Raw genomic sequence first — 18,914 nt, 5'->3', positions numbered from 1 at the left:
CCTCAGCGATAACCTAACAGAGGTATTGTTACTCACTACTTCCTCACCCTATGGTATCATGCACGATATATTTGCCGAATCCCCACCTATACTGGAGATAATATGTCCGCATCATTCGTCTTTAACGCCGACCTACGCAGCCTTAAACAGATCCGGCGTTTCATCACTGATGCGGCCAGCAATATCGGCGCTCGCCGGGATAGTATCGACGATGTTGTGTATGCGGCTAATGAGCTGATTTCCAATGCGATTACCTACGGCTATGGCGGCCAAGCTGGCCCCATTTGGGTCGATGTCTGGAACGACGGTGATATGCTGTGTGTGCGCATTTGCGATGCCGCGCCGGCCTTCAACCCGCTCAATGTGCCGCTGCCGCGCAATCTGATCGGGCGCGGCCAGCAACGCGCCGGCGGGTTGGGGTTATTTTTGTCGCGCCATCTGCTCGATGATTTACAATATCGAGTATTGCCTCAGGGTGGAAATGAATTAATACTGGTGAAGTGGAATGCTTTTTAGCGGTAACTGGCCATGATTATCGAGAGCACTATTAGCCAGCGCGAGTTTACGCGCCATGCACTGAGCCGTTATTTTCGCCGGCCGATTTTCTACGTGTTTGCGTTTGTCGCCGCTATCTTGACCGCATTCGTGATCTACGATCCGAGCATCCCGCAAGCGCCAGCCCTGATCGGCGGCTGGATTCCGTTTCTGGTCTACGCCATCACCGGTTTTGTCCTGATCTACCGCCAGAGCCGCAACTGCGATCTACCGATTTACCAGCCAACTCGTTACGAATTGGGACGCGAGACGTTGATCGTCAGCGCACGCAGCGGGCGCAGCGAGATTCCATGGTCGAAGGTGCGCGCGTGGCGCAAGCTTGGCGGTGTTTACGAGCTGCAACTGATCAATGGGCAGGTGTTGCTCATCTCGGCCCGCGCGATTGGCCCCCGCCAAGTAGGCGCTTTCGAGCGCATGCTGCGCAACCGGATCGAGCCCAAGCCAGAGCCGGGGGTGTTCGATGAGCCAGCAGCATGAGATAGATGAGCGCTTACCGCCGTTGGCGCTTGACTCGGCCCAACCGCAGGCGATTTCTCCCACCGATCTAGCCCAGTACCTGCGGCTCGATCAGTGCCGGCGCTATCTGCGCTTGCGCCTGCACGAACGCCGGAAGGAGCTGAGTTGGCTGCCCCGCTACGGTATGTCGCTTCAGCCCCTCCCGCCGATGCTGACCATCGCTGGGCGCCAGTTTGAGCAGGAGATCGAGGCGCAGGTGCGCAAGCGGTTTCCGCAGGCGATTCACTGCGCGCAGCGCCGGCAACAGGGTGTTCCCAACTTTTTGCTGTCTAATCACAATCATATCGTTATTGACCAGTTGCGGCATCTGACGCCCAACACGACCCACGTGCTGTTTCAACCCCGCTTAGCCGCGCGCGTGTACGGCTGGGAGATGAGCGGCGATGTCGATCTGCTGTTGCTATCCTGCGATGATGCCGGCGCTTGCCATGCGATCATTATTGACACCAAAAGTTCGGCGGCAGCCAAGATCGAGCACCGCTTGCAGTTGGCCTGTTACCAACGTCTGCTCGAACAGATAACGGGCGATGCCGGCGTGACGCTGGCTTCCATCCGGCTTGGCGTGCTCTATCGCGGTGAGACACCATCACCGCAGCATACCCCTGCTGAACAGCGGCGGGTGGCCAATGAGCGCCAGCAGGCATCTGATCTCCTCGGTGTGACGATTGCTCAGCTTGAGCTGATTGCCGATCCTGCCCCTTACCTCGCCGAGATTGAGACCCTGCTCGATGGGTCGACATCGATTTTGGCGACTACCGCCACTGCGCCGTTTGCCGAGTTGCCATTTCATCTCACTGCTAAGTGCGATGGCTGCCTCTATAACGAAGTGTGTATGCGCTGGGCTGCCACCCACGATGACCTCTCACTTATCCCGTCGCTCACCGAGCCGGAGAAGGCAGCTTTACGCGCGCACGGTATTACCACCACGAACCAACTGGCTCTGCTCAAAGAGTTCGATGGCGAGCGGTTGATCACGCCGGACAGCCACCGTCCATTGATTAACCAACTGCACAGCCATCCCATATTGGCCCCGCGTCTCGATGAGTTGATTCACCGCGCCCGCGCGTTTCGCCGCTGGCGTGGCGATCGGCTCACAGCTACCGCTTATCTGCCCTACAAAGGCCATAGCTCGTTGCCTGCTGTAAGCGCCGATTTCCATCCCAACCTGATCGCCGTCTATCTTGACCCGCTTTACGACCATACGAAGGGCATGCTAGTGTTGCTCGGTGCGCTGGTGGTTGGGTATAGAAACGGTGTCCCCTCTCAGGAACGGACACTGATCAAATTACTCGACCAACCGCCGCAGTTGCCAGCCGATGAAGGGAAGTTGCTGGAAGAATGGATCAATGAACTCTTGCAGGCGATTGTTGCGGTGGCTGATGAGACTCGGCAAGCGCCTATCCATCTAATCGTGCCCGATTCGTTCAGTTTGCAAAACCTGCTCGACGGGCTGGCCCGCCACCCTCAAGTCTTTGGCTCGACCCCACTCTACGATCTGGCGGCGCAGAGCGCCGGTTTTGAAGCGCCGATGGTAACGGTGCTAATCAGCGAGCGCCGTCGGTTCCGCAACGACCCGCTCGCCTACGACTCGTTGGCGCGCTTGGCGTACATGCAGCGGTTTGATTGGGGCGAGTATCGCCGGCTCTTCTACCGGCGCGTGTTCGATGATCTCGGTAATGACAAAGATTTGGGCTGGTATACCCGACGGGTACGCTTCAACAATCAGATACCTCTTGAATATGTGTATGCAGCGTGGGATGCATTACCGCCGCCACCCGGTCACGGCAATGACGATTTGGTTGATTACCGGCGAGTCAAGCGGCAAGATGTCATCAACTTTGTCGAGAAGCGGCTACATGCCATCGCACTGCTGGTCGATCAAGTACCGCGCAATCCGCGCACAACCAAACCGGCGTTTGATCTCTCGTGCATTGTCAACTACTCACGACGGGCGCATACTTTGGCCGATGCGCTGGCCGAATTTCTGTTGCTCGAGCGGTACGTGGCGCTGGTGACATGGGGGCAGCAGCATCTGCCGCCGCCCGAACAGCGGGTACTGGCCGGTACTAGCCTGATTGTGCGCTACGAGTTGGAAGATCAAGACCCGGCCTTGCTCGAGACGCTGGCCGAAAACGAGCGCCGGCAGGCGTTGAAGGCTGAATTGACCGGTGGCCGGAAAGGGGTGCGGTTGAAGGCCGAGCAGAAAAAGCAGGTCGAGCCGCTGCCGCTGCCTGATGTGCCGCTGTGTCTGCGGATTGATCTCAGCGGTGTTGAGTGCGATCTCGCAACAACACTGCGCTTGACTAGTCTCTCGCCCGGCGATAAGGTCATTCTCGCGCCGCGCTGGAGCGTTGATGAACGGTTGCCACCCGACCAGCGCGAACCGTTCACCACCACGGTTCGCCAACTGCTCTATCAGCCACGGGCGACGCTGGTTGCGATTGAAGCAGACGGACGGGTGTTGCTGAAGCCTGAACATCGCTATAGCACAGGCGATCGACGGTTCACCTTCAACAGCAATTGGCGTTGGCCGCAAGCCGGCGAGCTGTATACGATCGAGGCCGATCCCAACGACATCTATGGCCAGCGCTGTATGGAGGTAGTGCGGGAATTGCAGAAAGGGGCAGTCAATGCGCTCTACGTGCGCTTGAACGATCCCGCCGGGGTGCGGGTCGCGTTGCCGGAAACGGCGCAAACTGGGCACGACCAGTTCGTCGCGGGGTTGCGTGTGTTGGCCGAGGCTGGTGTGTTGCACCCCTTTGATGAGCACCAGATGGATTACATTGCCAACTATGGCGATGCTCCCACCTTGCTGGTGCAAGGCCCGCCCGGCACCGGCAAGAGCTACACGTCGGCCTTTGCCCTGCTGGCCCGCATGCAAGGCTTGCTGGCTGCCGGCCAACCCTGCCGCGTATTGCTCAGTTGTAAGACGCATGCTGCCACCGATGTGCTTTTGCGCAAGATTGGCGAGGTGCAAGCAAAGCTTGCCATCGTGCGCGACCAACGCCCTGAACTGTTCGCTGCCTATTTTGATGAACGACTGCTGACCATACCCCTTTTTCGAGTTCGTCCTAGGCAGAATGCCGAACCATCGTCGGCTGTGCAGGTCATCGACAGCATCAGCCCGATCATTGATACATCGGCCTGCTTCGTCGCTGCCACACCGTTTGCAGTGGCGTCGTTGCTGCGGCGCGAGCAGTGCTACCACACCGAACCCTTTGCCGATCTGCTGCTGCTCGATGAAGCATCGCAGATGAACTTACCTGAAGCCTGTATGGCGGCATTGGGCCTCAAAGCCGAGGGGAGGCTGATTGTCGTCGGCGATCACCGGCAGATGCCGCCGATTGTGCAGCACGAATGGCGTGGTGAGCGTCGGCGCACCTTCCAAGCCTACCGCGTCTATGCCTCGCTGTTCGAGACCCTGCTCAACCTTGATCCACCGCCGCCGCTGGCGCGGTTGGTCGAGAGCTTCCGCCTGCACCGCGATCTGGCCGCGTTTCTGCGCCGCGTCATCTACGAACAAGACGGTATTCCCTACTTTTCGCGCCGTGTCACCACTCTGGCTGTCGCCCAGATTGCTGACCCTATGGTTGCTGCTGCGCTCCATCCCAACCATCCACTGGTAGTTATCGTCCACGACGAGGCGCAGAGCCAAGACAGCAACCCCTTCGAGGCGAGCCTCATTCGGCCACTGATCGAGACATTAGTTGGACAGCTTGGCCTCGATGCCGCCACCGGCATCGGTATCGTCGTGCCGCACCGCGCCCAACGGCTGACGCTGCGCGAAAAACTGCCTGAGATTATGCAGGCGCTCTTGATCGAGCACGATGGCGCGACCGTCGATACCGTCGAGCGCTTCCAAGGCGATGAACGCGACGTGATCATCGTCTCGGCCACCGAGAGCGACCCCGACTACCTGCGCGCCGCCAGCGGCTTCTTGCTCGATCCGCGCCGGCTCAATGTTGCTCTCAGCCGCGCGCGCCACAAGCTGATCTTAATCGCCGCCCGCACCGTCTTCCAGCTCTTCGCCACCGACGAAGAGATCTTTCAGCACGCGCAACTGTGGAAACGGCTGCTGCGTGACACCTGCCGCGTGCTGCTCTGGCAGGGTGAACGTGATGGTATTGCCGTCGAGGTGTGGGGGAACCTTCAGGGAGCAGGAGCAGAGGAGAGGTGAAGGTACGATGTCCCCTGCTCTCCATTCGTTCGCTGACCTATTTCTCCCAACCTTTGCCCTGAAGAGAGCGAGCGTCGTTTTCCTTCCCCCCGCTCCCCACTGGGGAGCGGGGTAGGGTGAGGGGACAATACATAACGTATGACCACAGTGTCTGGGGTTGGGTTTTAGTGGTGGGGCGCAGCACCGCTGCGCCCCTACCATATTCCTGCCCGCAACATATTTGCACAATCATCGCACTGTTTATCACAAGCAAAAAGTCATTGCAGTGGCTGATCAGCGGTGTTATGATTAGGTTAATAACTTCCTTGTCAGTGCTGCGCCGAGACTGACGCAACACAATGAAGAACGGCGAGGTCGCCATATGATCCAGAAAGAAGATGTCGTCATCCGCGTCGCCGGTGAAAGCGGCGATGGCAGCAGCGCGACTGGCGAGATGCTAGCACAAGCGGCTGCTCGCTCTGGCCTCCACGTCTTCACCTTCCGCACCACTCCGGCTGAAATAAAGGGCGGGCCGGTGATGTTTCAGGTGCGCGCTTCCAACAGCCCAGTCCGTTCGATGGGTGATGCGGTTGATGTGCTGTTCGCCTTTAACCGCGAAGCGTGGGATCTCCACCACGCCGATATGGCCCCCAATGCCGTTTTACTCTACGATCCCGAAGAGCTTGACCTCCCTGCCGAGTTTACCGGCATCGCGTACCCGGCCCCAATTGGCCAAATTGCGCAAGCCGCCGGCAACCGGCGCGGCAAGAATGTGGCTGCGCTCGGTTTGGTAGCGGCGCTGTTTGGTTTGGGGTTGAATAAACTCGAAGATATTGTGCGGGCCAAGCTAGGCAAGAAAGCCGATCTGCTCGAGTCGAATCTAGCCGCGCTGCGGGCCGGTATTGAGTATGCCCACCAGCTTGAAAAACGCGATCCGTTCTGGATGGAATCGACCGGCGAACACGACCGCTACGTAATGACCGGCAATCAGGCGATTGTGGCCGGCGCATTGCATGCCGGGGTCGAATTCTTTGCCGGCTATCCAATCACTCCTGCCTCTGACATTATGGAAGGCATGGCGGCAATGTTGCCCCAGATCGGCGGCGGCTATATGCAGGCCGAAGATGAGATTGCGTCAATTATGGCGTGCATCGGCGCATCGTATGGTGGCAAGCGCGCCATGACTGCTACCTCCGGGCCGGGGTTGTCGCTGATGAGCGAGGCGATCGGCTACGCTAGCATGGCCGAGATTCCGGTAGTGATCGTTGATGCGCAGCGCGGCGGCCCGAGCACCGGTTTGCCGACCAAGATGGAGCAGTCAGACCTGAATATCGCCCTCCACGGCGGCCACGGCGATAGCCCGCGCATTGTGCTGGCGCCGGCCAGTGTCGCCGAGTGTTTCCATCTGACGGTTTGGGCCTTTAATCTGGCTGAACAATATCAAACACCGGTGATCGTGCTGAGCGACTATTCGCTCTCGTTCCGTACCGAGACAGTTGAGCCGTTTGATCTGAGCAAGTATCCGCGTATCGACCGGTTGCGGCCCGCGGGTGCGTTAGCTCCCAAACAGTATCGCCGCTACGAGCTGACCGCTAATCTGGTCTCGCCGATGGTTGCTCCCGGTGTGGCCTATGCCCAGTACACGGCGACCGGTCTCGAACATAATGAGTTCGGCAACCCCGATTATACGCCGGCTACTCATACTCAGATGACTGAGAAGCGGTGGGGTAAATTGGCGCCGTTGCAGCAATCACGCGAATATGTGCGCCGTTTCGGCGCTGAGCGGGCTAAGGTTGGGATTATTTGCTGGGGTACTACCGCCGGTCCCGCTCGTGGTGCAGTTTATCTGGCCGGTCAAGAGGATTTGCCGGTGGCGCTGCTGCAAGTGCAGATGCTCTCACCGCTGCCGGTTGACGCGATCAATGAGTTTCTCGAGCAGGTTGAGATCGTGTTGGTGCCGGAAGTCAATTTCCAAGGCCAGTTTGCCAAGCTCTTGCAGGCTGAACTCGGCATTAAGGTACGCTCGTTGACCAAGTATACCGGCATGCCATTCTCGCGGCTTGAGATTCTGCGCCAGATTCACGCTCTGTACGGCCTAGCCGAGCCAGTGCTGGTTTAATTGGGCTTTGCCGCATTCTGTATGGGTAACACATCGCCTTGCCTCAACAATATCAGATCAACAAGGTCACACCTATGACAGCCGTACCAATCACTTCATCGCCTGTTATTTACAAACCGTCTGATTATCGCAGCGATCTGAAACCGATCTGGTGCCCGGGTTGCGGTGATTACGGCGTATTGGCTGCTATCCAACAAGCATTGGCTGCTGCGCAGATCAATCCGAAGGATTTGGCCGTTGTTTCCGGCATTGGCTGTAGCTCGCGTTTGCCCGGTTTCTTGCAAACATACGGCCTGCATACGGTTCATGGTCGGGCCTTACCAGCAGCTATTGGCTTGAAAGTCGCTCGTCCTGATCTGACAGTGATGGCTGTCGGCGGCGATGGCGACTTCTTTAGCATCGGCTTAGGCCATCTGCCCCATGCGGCGCGACGCGATCTCGATATCACCGTGGTGGTGATGGACAACGCGATTTACGGTTTAACCAAGGGCCAAACCTCGCCGACCTCGCCGCGCGGCCATGTCACCAAGAGCACTCCTTATGGCCAGTCAGCCCAACCATTGCATCCGCTGGCTATCGTGCTCTCTAGCGGCGCGTCGTTCGTGGCTCGTGGCTTCTCTAGCCAGCCAAAGCAGTTAGCCGAGCTGATCAAGGCCGGCCTTGACCATCGCGGCTTCGCCTTTATTCACGTGCTCAGCCCGTGCGTCACCTTCTACGACACCTACAAGCTGTATAAGGAACTGGTCTACAACCTGCCCGATACGCACGACCCATCCGACCTCGATGCGGCGATGCACTACGCAGTTGAGAGCGAACGGCTGCCGCTCGGCATCTTCTACCGCCGCCCACCGCTCGAACCGTTGCCGCGCCCAACGCCTAAGCCGTTCGATACCCAAGCCTATTTGAACCGGTTCCGGGCGTAATGCTGTAAGCAGGCGCAAGGGGCGGGGAACGGCCCGCCCCTTGTCGTTGTGAGTTGCAGAGGGGCAATGCTGCGCATGGCCCTGCGTGGCGACGCGATTCCCCGCAAGCCCGGATGCCACCCGCTCAGGCATGGCTCTCGCTTTAGCCGGAGATTGCTTCAGGCGCTACGTCCCCTCGCAATGACAACACAGGTTCGCCACCGCGCAAGAACATAAGAGCACGAGCGTGTATCATGGTGACGGCTTACATGACACGCTGTTTATGCGACACTCCTATGCCTCGTCTTTATCTCTGTATGGGGCCTCATTGCCGCAGCCGGGGCGCTACCGATGTGTACGCCGCGCTGGAACAAGCCCTCTGGCAAGCCGGTTTGGTAGGAAAAGTAGAATGTATTACCAGTGGTTGCCAAGACCGTTGCCAACGCGGGCCGAACCTGCTCGTGCAACCCGGCGGCAGGCGCTGGCATCGTCTTACTCCGCACCAGATCAGCGCTCTCGTCGCCTTGCTCAGTGATACCGGTGTATAATGCTAGCGCGCATCGCGTGATGTCTGTAAACCCATCACGCTCGCACGTTCATTCAAACACCATCGGGTTGGCAACACATTCGTGAGAATCGCTGTGCGACAGGCTCTGATTCGACACCGTGCATGGGTCGCCCGCCTTGGGCTGGCGGCTATTTTACTGTTGGCGCTCTATTTCCGTGCCCTCAACTTGTTTGGTTGGGATTCCGGCACCGGCCAGCATCCCGACGAACGGTTCTTTACTTACGTTGCCTCAACGGTTCGTCTACCAAGCGATCTTGGCGAATTCTACGACTCGAGCCGCTCACCGTTCAACCCGCGCAGTTACGAACAGTTTCCGCTCTATGTGTACGGGCCGATTCCTATCATGTTGACCCGTGTCGTGGCGGTGATGCTGACCCCAGCCGATGCACTGCCAGCACAGGTACTCTCTCTGAAGGGGCCGCCGCGCGTCGGTGCCGATCCAACTGCACCGAACGAACGGCGTACCGATTATGGCCCGCCTGTGCCAAATCCTGAACGGAACTGGCCGCGCCTCACGCTCCTGCTGCCATGGCTGAATCCGACAGGCGTCAATCTCACGAGTTATGGCGAGATTGTGAAGGTTGGGCGCGGACTGACGGTGCTGTTCGATCTCGGTAGCGTTCTGCTCGTCTACCTGATTGGGCGCCGGTTGTTTGGCCGGCGCGTTGGGCTGCTCGCTGCGCTGTTTGCCGCGCTGACAGTGATGCATATCCAGCAGAGCCATTTCTTTGTCGATCCGGCTTTTTCGACCTTCTTCTGCTTACTTGCACTCTACTGGACGGTACGAGCAGTGCAAGGTGGCGGCTTTGCGGTGTACGGCGCGCTCGGTCTTAGTATTGGTGCGGCGATGGCCAACCGAATTACGATGGCAACCATCGGCGGCTTGGCGATTGTCGCGGCGCTGATTGCCGCCCAACGCGCGCTGCGCGGGCAACCGTGGCCAGCCGTCTTCGACCGCTTCTTCCACCGCGAGATCTGGCTGCTGATCATGGCCGGTGCCCTCACCATGCTGAGCTTCCGCACCCTTGCCCCCGACGCGTTCATCGGCTCGCGCGCCGATTCGCCGCTGATCGAGGGGCCTTCGATCTTGCATGGCGCTGGCTTCCTTGATGTCCGACTCGACCCGCGTTTTCGCGACAATCTCACCACAGTGCGGGCATTGGTGACGGGCGAATATGATTTTCCGCCGGGCCAGCAATGGGTAGGTCGCCCAGCCTACCTCTTTCCATGGAGCAATATGGTACTGTGGGGGATGGGGCCGCTGTTAGGATTGGCGGCGTGGGGCGGCTGGCTGCTCTTTGCCGCCCGTTATGCCCGGTACGGTTGGCAGTGGGCGCTCCAACCGTCACCTGTCGTTGGCCGGCCATGGCATCCGGCGTGGGTCTTGTGGGCTTGGGTCGCTTTCTACTTCGCGTGGCAGGGTAACCAGTTTGCGATCACGATGCGTTACCTGTTGCCGATCTACGGCGCATTAATCGTGCTGGCGGCATGGGCGCTGATAACGGCAGCACGCTGGGGCCGGCGCTGGTTGTATACCACCTCAACGACGCGACTATCCACCCAAGGACTACAGGCGTGGCGCGCCCGCCTAGGGCGCGGGCTGGCATGGGCGGCCCGGCTGGCGCTGCCAGCGGTACTGATCGCAACTGCGGCTTGGGCCTACGCCTTCTCACGCATCTATACCGTCCCTCACTCGCGGGTGCAAGCGGCCCAATGGCTGGCCGAGCACGCCTCGCCCGGTAGCTATGTGATTTCAGAACGCTGGGATGACCCGTTGCCACTGCAAGCTACGTCGATTGCCGCGTGGAATATTACCTTCTTTGGCATCGACTCATCGCCTTACGCTGAAGATGAGCCGGCTAAGTATTTTGGCAGCGGCGGCGAACCCGGCTTCCTCGATCAGCTTGACCGGGCCGATTACATTACTCTGACCAGCAACCGCGTCTACGATAGCACCTCGCGCTTGCGCATGCGCTACCCGGCGCTGATGCGGTATTACCACAGCCTCTTCACCGGCGAGCTAGGCTTCGAGCTGGCGGCAGAGATCACTTCCTACCCAACGATTCTTGGTATTCGTATTCCCGACTGGATGGCTGAAGAGGCATTTAGCGTCTACGACCACCCGCGAGTGTTGATCTTTCGTAAGACACCGCTGTACAGTCGTGAACGCGCCGAACGCCTCATAACCAACGATGTCGAATGGGGCGAGGTCTACAAGTCGCCGCTGCAGATTGCCGACCGTAACCCAACTGCGCTCCGCTTTTCCGAGAGTGTCTGGCCGCAGTACGCTGCCGGCGGTGAGTGGTGGTCGTGGCTCGGTACCAGTCCCTTCGCGCCGGTGCTGTGGGTACTCTGGCTAGAGGCGCTTGGATTGGCAGTGTTCGCCGTGATCGGGCCGCGTCTGCGCGGGTTGCCCGACCGTGGTTTCACGCTGGCCAAGATCATAGGCCTGTTGCTGGTCGCCTACCTTGCATGGCTGGCCGGTAGCCTGCGCCTTGCCCCCTTTGCGCCGGCCACTCTCTGGACGATCGGGCTGGTGGTGTTGGGGATAGGAGCAGTGGTTGGCTGGCGCGCTCGCGAGTCGCTGCGCCAACTCTGGCAAGAGCGTTTTATGGCGTTGTTCGTCGCTGAATTGCTCTTCATCGGGTTTTTGTTGCTTGGCCTCACCTTGCGCTGGTTCAACCCTGACCTCTGGCATCCGGCGCGCGGCGGTGAAAAGCCGATGGATTTCGCCTATCTCAATGCCGTCTTGCGCAGCGCTGCCTTCCCGCCGCTCGATCCATGGCATGCCGGTGGCTACATGAACTACTACTACTTCGGGTTTGTGCTGGTCGGCGCGTTAATCCATCTCAGCGGAATCGCACCGGCAGTGGGCTATAACCTTGGCGTGGCGACGATCTTTGCCCTCACCGCCTTGGGCGCGTTTGGCATCGTCTATAACCTCCTCGCCGCGCGCGTGCCATCCGCTCGCCGTGAACGAACAGCGCTCGTGGCCGGATCACTAGCTCCCGGCTTGATGCTCCTGCTCGGCAATTTGGCGCAGGCCGGCTGGTTCCTTAGCGGTTATGCCGCCGAGCAAGCCACGAAAGGGCGCTACGAGTGGGCCTTCTGGGACGCAACCCGGATTACGCCGGGTACTATCAACGAGTTTCCTTTCTTTACCTTCCTCTTCGCCGATCTCCATGCCCATATGATCGTTATGCCGCTCAGCCTCGCTGCGCTGGGTCTGGCGCTGGCATGGATGGGCAAGGGTGCGGCGCGGCAGTGGTGGCTGATTGGGCTAATGGGGGTGGTGGCGGGCGCGATCCGGGCCACCAACACGTGGGATTACCCCACCTTCATTGGGTTGGCGGGGTTGCTGCTGGCGTTGGCCACCGGACGGCGCTGGCGGCGGGCGGGACGTGGTTGGCCAGCTACCGTCACAGCGGCGCTGGCTGTGGCGATGACCCCGGCACTGCTCGGTAATCTGTTCTTTGCGCCGTTTATCGCCAACTTCGCCACTGAGTCGAGTGGGATTGACCTCTGGCGTGGGCCGGGCCTGACCCTGCTCGAGACGGTCGTAGCCGCTGAACGCACCACTACCAGCCAACTGCTGCAAATCGGCGGTCATTGGCTGGCAATGTGGTTGGCTATGATCGGGCTGTGGGTATGGCGGCGCGGTATTCATCTGTTGTTCGTCATTGGGCTGCTGGCAGTGCTGCTGGTGGCATGGACGCTCGATTGGCCGGCCATCATCCCGCTCCTCGCCGTGCTGGGGGTGGCTGGTTGGATCGCATGGCAACTGCGCTCGCGCCCGCTGGTCATCGTCGTCCCTGTGCTGTTCGCTTTTAGCGGGATTGGGCTGTGGGCAATGGTTGAGGTGATCGTCGTGCGGGGCGACGTAGGCCGTATGAACACCGTCTTTAAGTTTGGGCTGCATGCGTGGATATTGCTGGCATTGGCGACGGCAACAGCCCTGCCGTGGCTGTGGGCGGCAACGAACCGGCTACCGCGCCAAACGAGCTGGACAGTGCGAGCCTTTGTGGGAGTGCTGCTCGCAGCCGGGTTGGTCTACCCTATCACGGCTACGCCTGCCCGTATCGCCGACCGTTGGGATCCGGCGGCGCCGCGCACACTCGACGGCATGGCCTTCTTTACCAACATCACGGTGGCCCGCGCTGGCGCTCCCTACTCGCTTGATGAAGACGCGGCGGCGATTGATTGGCTGCGTCGCAATGCACGTGGCACGCCGATCATCCTCGAAGCCCACCAACCCTCATACCAGTGGGCTGGTCGGATCGCCACCTTCACCGGCATGCCCACCCTGCTCGGCTGGGAATGGCACCAGATTCAGCAGCGCAACGCGGTCAACGCTAGAGCAGTGATTCATTACCGACAGCAGATCATTGCCACTATCTACAATACGCCTGATCCCGACACCGCATTGGCGGCGCTCCGGCGCTACGGCGTTGAATACATCTATATTGGCGGCGTTGAACGGCAACTCTATCGTGCCGAAGGACTGGCCAAGTTCGCTACGCTGGCCAACCGCGGCGACGCCGATATCGTCTTCCGGCAAGGCGAGAGCGTGATTTACCGGCTGCGCACTCCCGGCCAACCGCGCATGCTCACGAACGACCTGCCGATCCGCCCACCGAGCGCGCGCACCATCCCCGCCCTCGAATTGGTGCAACCGGTGCAAGAGCTGCCGGCAACGGGCCGGTTGGGTTGGAATACGTTGCTGAGCGAACAACAATGGCTGGCAGTCGTGGCATGGCTACTGGTCTGGTATCTGATCGCCGGCCTTGGCGTGCTGCCAGCGTATGCCGCGCTCGGTCGAACCGGGCTGGCGTGGGCACGGCCCGTTGGTTTGATCATGCTTGGTTATGCCATCTGGTTGCCGACGAGTCTGGGGCTCTGGCGTTACGATACGGTGGGTATCATTGGCGGGCTGTCAGTAATGGCCGGGATTACGCTTGCGCTCTGGATGCGCGGTGTGCGGCCTGACCGGGTTGCATGGCGCGCAGTCGTTCCCGGAGAAGTCATCTTTTTGGCCGGTTTTGCGGCGATGACCGTCATTCGCACGCTTAATCCCGATCTGTGGCATCCGATTTGGGGCGGTGAAAAGCCCATGGAGCAAGGATTCCTCAACGCCATCTTGCGCAGCCCGATCATGCCGCCTTACGACCCGTTCTACAGCAACGGCTACATCAACTATTACTATTACGGTCTCTATCTGATGTCGCTGCCGATCAAGCTGCTCGGTCTCGATCCGGCGATCGGCTTCAATCTGGCGCTGGCCACTCTCTTCGGCATGTTGCTGGCTGGTGCGTATGAACTAGGGACGCGGTTGGGTGAGCGGCGACGGTACGGGTTGGTTGCGCTGGCCTTGATCGGGCTGGCCGGCAATCTCACCAGCCTGATCGCAGCGGGATGGTCGCAAGGCGCTAACGGTTTACGTCTGCTGCTCAGCGGTAATGCCGGCCTGCTCGGCGATTGGTTTGTCGGGCCGAGCCGGGTCATTCCGTACACGATCAACGAGTTTCCGCTCTTTAGCTTCCTCTACGCCGATCTGCACCCGCACCTGATCGCATTGCCGCTCTCGCTGTTAGCGATCGCTTGCGCGTGGCAATTGATCTTTGGCAAAGGGCGCACGATCTGGGCGCTGAGTGCGCTGACCCTCGGCACACTGGCCGTCACCAACTCGTGGGATTTCCCAACCTACGGGTTGCTGGTTGGGATCACCATCATTGCCGGCGCAGTGCGGCGTGCTGGTTGGCGCTGGCCGGTGATCACGTTGGCTGCGGCGAAAGCGATTGGGCTAGGGATCGGATCACTCGCGCTCTTTGCTCCCTTCTTCGACCGCTATTGGCCGATGGTGGGTGGGATCGGGCTGGTAACAAGCCACGTCACCCTGCCACTCGACTACATCTTGCTCTATGGTCTGCCGCTAACCATCGTCATACCGGTGATCCTTGGCGCGGCGTTGCAACGCTGGCGCCGGCATCTGCCGGCACAGTCGTGGACACTGCTGCTGAGCGGAACTGGCATCGTGCTCATCGTCAGCGCGGCGCTGCCTGAATGGGCACTGCGGATCAGCCTATTGGCGCTGCTGGCAATGACTACCTTGCTACTGGCACGGCGGGCTGCCGGCGCACCGGCATGGTACGCGCTGCTGCTGGCATGGCTAGCATGGGCCATCTCGCTCGGTGTCGAAGTGGTCTATATCCGTGATCATCTCGATGGCAGCGACTGGTACCGGATGAACACCGTCTTTAAGTTCGGCTTGCACGTTTGGGTGCTGCTGGGGCTAGCCGCTGCCGGTCTCTTGCCACGCATGCTCGTGTGGCTTAATCATCGCGGCGGCCAACCAGCAACCGCCGCAGCGCTCGCCGTTATTGCCATTCCCGCATTGATCGCAGCTAGCTACGTGCCGGTCGCCGTGCCTTCGCGGCTCGTGACCCGCTTCCCGATAGAAACCGGCCCTACGCTCGATGGTATGGCGTTTATGGAACAGGCCAGCTTCACCTATGACTGCAACGCATTTGGTGGATGTGCGCCGGGTACGACGATGGTACACGTCGATCTGCGTGGCGACGCGGCGGCAATTCGCTGGCTTAACCAGCAGATCAACGGTACGCCGATCGTCGCCCAATCGAGCCTCTGGTTTTACCGCGCCTACGGCATTCGTGTCGCGGCGGCCACCGGCTTGCCTACTGTCATCAGTGCCCTCCACGCCGATGAGCAGCGCGATCCGGTGGTAACCAGACGGCGCGTGCGCGATATTGAGACCTTCTTTACCACCAACGATCCCGAAACGGCGTTGCGGATTTTGGCTCGCTACAATGTCGATTATGTCTATATCGGCAGTGTCGAGCGCGCCTTCTACCCACAGGGTATGGAAAAGTTCACCGTCTTGCGCGACCGCTACCTGCGTCCGGTCTACGAGCAAGATGGCGTTGCGATCTATCAAGTGCGGCCCTTGCCTGACAGCTACCGGCTGTTGCGCGCGGAAATGCCGGCGGCGGCCCAACCGCCGCCACCACCACCTAACGAACCAGCGGTCGATCTGTCCGAGCTTGAGGTCGCCGTCGCTGCGCAACCTACCAACGCGCCGCTAGCCTTTGGGCTGGCCGAAGCCTATCGCAAACAGGGACGATTGTTCGAGGCGGCTCAAATCTTAGCTACTGCAGCGGCTGCGAATCCCGATGATGTCGGGCTGCATCACCTATGGGGTGATATTTTGGCCGATGCCGGTCGGTATGATGAAGCGGAGCAGGCGTACCTTGCTGCGGCCCGGGCTAGCCCAACGGCAGGTAACTATAACAAACTCGCGACGGCGTTGATCGACTGGGGAAGACTTGATAAGGCCGAGCTTGCGTTAGGCCAAGCGATGAGTATTGACCCGGCGTTGCCTGATCCTTATTTCCAATTGGCCCGTGTCTTTTTGTTGCGTAACCAGACCACACTCGCCAAAGACGCCTTACAGCGCTACCTGCAGCTTGCCCCTGACGGGCCGTGGGCCGGAGAAGCACAGCGCATGCTGGCGAACCTGAACGGAGGGCAACCATGAGCGCGGTTGCCGGCGAAGTCTTGATCTGGTGGGTGATTGGTCTTATCTTCGGGCTGGCGGGCTGGCCGGCAACTGCGCGCCTTTTCGGCCATCTGCCGGGAGCCGGTGCTGCCTTTGCTCGCCCGCTGGGGTTGCTGTTCACCGGCTTTCTAGCATGGCTGTTAGCAATGTTAGGACTCGGCCGTTTTGAAGCACCGCTGATCGTCATCTGTCTGGCGATCATTGCCGGCAGCGGCTGGCTCTGGCTTTGGCGCAGCGAGCAACGACGGCTGCCGCCACTTGGCCCAACGCTGGCCGGCGAAGCGATCTTTCTGACCACCTTGCTCGGCGTGGTCTGGCTGCGTGCCCACGACCCCACCCCGTGGGGCACCGAACGCCCCATGGACTTCGCTTTCTTCAACGCGATCCAGCGCAGCGGCTTCTTCCCGCCCAACGACCCGTGGTTATCCGGCTACAGTATCAACTACTACTACTTCGGCTACTTGCTCATGGCCATCCCGGCTATGCTCAGCGGCTTGCCGCCGGCAACTGCCTACAACCTCGCGTTAGCGCTGCTGGCCGCGATGACCGCACAAGGCGCGTTTGGTGTGATCAACGCCCTGCTCGGCTTGTTGCATCGCCCGCCGCCAGCCTTGATCCGCAGTGCGCTGGGTGTGCTCGGCGCTGCGATTATTTTGTTAGCCGGCAATCAATCTGGCGCGATCCAAGTGATCGTTGGCGATGAACGGGCGGTAGTGCTCGATGACCGTCAGCTCCTTGCTGCACTCGGGCAGGCCCTGCGTGGCGAGACCTTCATCACCTTACCCTACCCGGCCCAAACCGCAACTTACGATTTTGGCACGGTTGACGGATGGCGGCGGGCTGATACATGGAACGACTTCAACTGGTGGTGGCCATCGCGCTCGCTCTGGGACAGCTATCGCGTCGCTGGGGATCCGCCGCGCAGCGAGCGGCGTTACACTATCACCGAATTCCCCTTCTTCAGCTTTCGCCTCGGCGACATGCACCCGCACGTGATGGCGCTGCCCTTCGCGACACTGGCGATAGGGTTGGCGCTAGCGGTAGCGGCGCAGAGTAGCGGAGCTTCCCTGCTTATCAATGGTGCGCTATTCCCTGCCGGACGATCTGGCTGGCTGTTGCGCGCTTTGCACGGGGTGATCCTCGGTAGCTTGTATGCGATCAACAGTTGGGATCTGCCCACCTATCTGCTGCTCTACTGGGGCGGGTTGGCGCTGGCTTGCCGGCGCGACGGTGCTGCGTTTCCATGGCGGGCATGGCTGCGCGAAGCGGTGATTGTGGCGGTGCTGGCTTTTGCCCTCTTTCTGCCGTTTCACCTCACCTTTCGCTCGCCGGTAGGTGGGGCGACGCCGTGGATTGACCTGCCAATTCTTAGTCGGCTAACTAGTATCATTGGTATCTACCTCGGCGAACGCAGCGGCTGGCACGAGTTTATGATCATCTTCGGCCTGATGGCGCTACCGATCATCGCCGGCAGCTATCTTTACCGCTCACCAGAGAACGAATCGTTAGCCGGCTTAGCAATGCCGCGCTGGGTGCTGTGGCTGCCGCTCATCCTCCTCACTGTTGGTCTGCTGATTAATTTTCCGTTGCTGGCGCTGGCCGGTATCACGTTGTGGGCAAGCTGGCAGGCACTCAATGCCGCCGAACCCGGTTTCCGCTTCGGGTTGCTGCTCGTGGCGTTGGGTAGCGCCATCTTGTTTGGGGTTGAGATCGTCTACATCCGTGACGTGTTCGAGGGGCTTTCCTCCCGAATGAATACCGTCTTTAAGTTTTACTATCAGGTCTGGCTGATCTGGGGCGGGCTGGCCCCAGTCGGGCTGTGGTGGGTATGGGCGCAGGCGACGGGTTGGCGGCGGCTAGCGGCGAGCCTGATCAGTGCCGGCACAGCTCTCTTGCTGGCCGGCGCGCTAGTGTACCCCTTCATCGTCACCCGTGACATCAGCCGCGGGCCGTTGCGCGGCCTCAATGGCTATACCCCCCGCGAGCAAACCGCCGCCGGCTTAGCCTCGCTGGCGTGGTTGCGCTATAACGTACCGGCGGGCAGCGTGGTACTTGAAGCAGCGGCGGTAGAGAATGACGCCGCAGTTGTGGCCGGCAGCGAACCACCGCGTTGTGGCGGCTCGTACAACTGGCAAGGCTTCGGCGGGGTGGCGGCAGCGAGCGGGCATGCCACTGTGCTGGGTTGGGTGGGCCACGAAATGCAGTGGCGCGGCGGCGACCCGGCAGCGCTGGCCGAACTCGGCCCGCGTTGTGTGGCCGTTGATGCAATCTACCGCAGCGGTGATCGAGATCGAATCCGAGCCTTAGTCGATAAATACGGGATCGACTACATTTATGTTGGTGCGCTTGAACGTGAACAATACCCGCCAGAACGGCTAGCTGCGCTCGCACAGATCGGTGAGGTTGTTTTTGCTCAAGACGAAGTGGTGATCTATCGGGTAAGGCGATAGCATCCCTCACTCTCGCTCGCGCCTCTGTACCGGTAACGTAAGGCCGAGCGATGAATCGCATCGCTACAGCACACA

General features: G+C 60.2%; 8 protein-coding genes. All 8 read left to right on the top strand.

The window, feature by feature from the left end; genetic code table 11:
• The first annotated feature begins 102 nt into the window (after positions 1-102).
• The 8 genes from Q1A00_RS13680 to Q1A00_RS13645 all read left to right on the top strand — a co-directional run bounded on the left by Q1A00_RS13680 (position 103) and on the right by Q1A00_RS13645 (position 18,839).
• Entirely contained in the window at positions 103-516 is a 414-nt protein-coding gene (locus Q1A00_RS13680; RefSeq protein WP_298402443.1) for an ATP-binding protein, read from the top strand.
• A gap of 12 nt (positions 517-528) precedes the next feature.
• Entirely contained in the window at positions 529-1,032 is a 504-nt protein-coding gene (locus tag Q1A00_RS13675; RefSeq protein WP_298402444.1) for a YcxB family protein, read from the top strand.
• Positions 1,016-5,248, top strand: a complete 4,233-nt coding sequence (locus Q1A00_RS13670) for a bifunctional RecB family nuclease/DEAD/DEAH box helicase (protein ID WP_298402445.1) — start codon at positions 1,016-1,018, stop codon at positions 5,246-5,248. Before Q1A00_RS13675 ends, Q1A00_RS13670 begins: the two co-directional genes overlap by 17 nt.
• Before the next feature lie 361 nt (positions 5,249-5,609).
• Positions 5,610-7,346, top strand: a complete 1,737-nt coding sequence (locus tag Q1A00_RS13665; RefSeq protein WP_298402446.1) for a 2-oxoacid:acceptor oxidoreductase subunit alpha — start codon at positions 5,610-5,612, stop codon at positions 7,344-7,346.
• A gap of 74 nt (positions 7,347-7,420) precedes the next feature.
• Positions 7,421-8,269, top strand: a complete 849-nt coding sequence (locus Q1A00_RS13660) for a 2-oxoacid:ferredoxin oxidoreductase subunit beta (RefSeq protein ID WP_298402448.1) — start codon at positions 7,421-7,423, stop codon at positions 8,267-8,269.
• Positions 8,270-8,544: 275 nt separating this feature from the next.
• A complete protein-coding gene (locus Q1A00_RS13655; protein WP_298402450.1) occupies positions 8,545-8,796 on the top strand; it encodes a (2Fe-2S) ferredoxin domain-containing protein in 252 nt (83 codons plus the stop codon).
• Between the two features lie 93 nt (positions 8,797-8,889).
• The gene (locus Q1A00_RS13650) at positions 8,890-16,368 is read left to right on the top strand and encodes a DUF2298 domain-containing protein (RefSeq protein WP_299757344.1); all 7,479 of its coding nucleotides are present in this window, start codon (positions 8,890-8,892) and stop codon (positions 16,366-16,368) included.
• On the top strand, positions 16,365-18,839 hold the full coding sequence (locus Q1A00_RS13645; protein ID WP_299757341.1) for a DUF2298 domain-containing protein: 2,475 nt from the start codon (positions 16,365-16,367) through the stop codon (positions 18,837-18,839). Before Q1A00_RS13650 ends, Q1A00_RS13645 begins: the two co-directional genes overlap by 4 nt.
• Positions 18,840-18,914: the final 75 nt, after the last annotated feature.

The organism is uncultured Chloroflexus sp. (assembly GCF_938091255.1).
Classification (GTDB): Bacteria; Chloroflexota; Chloroflexia; order Chloroflexales; family Chloroflexaceae; genus Chloroflexus.
This window is presented reverse-complemented; position numbering and strand designations above follow the sequence as displayed.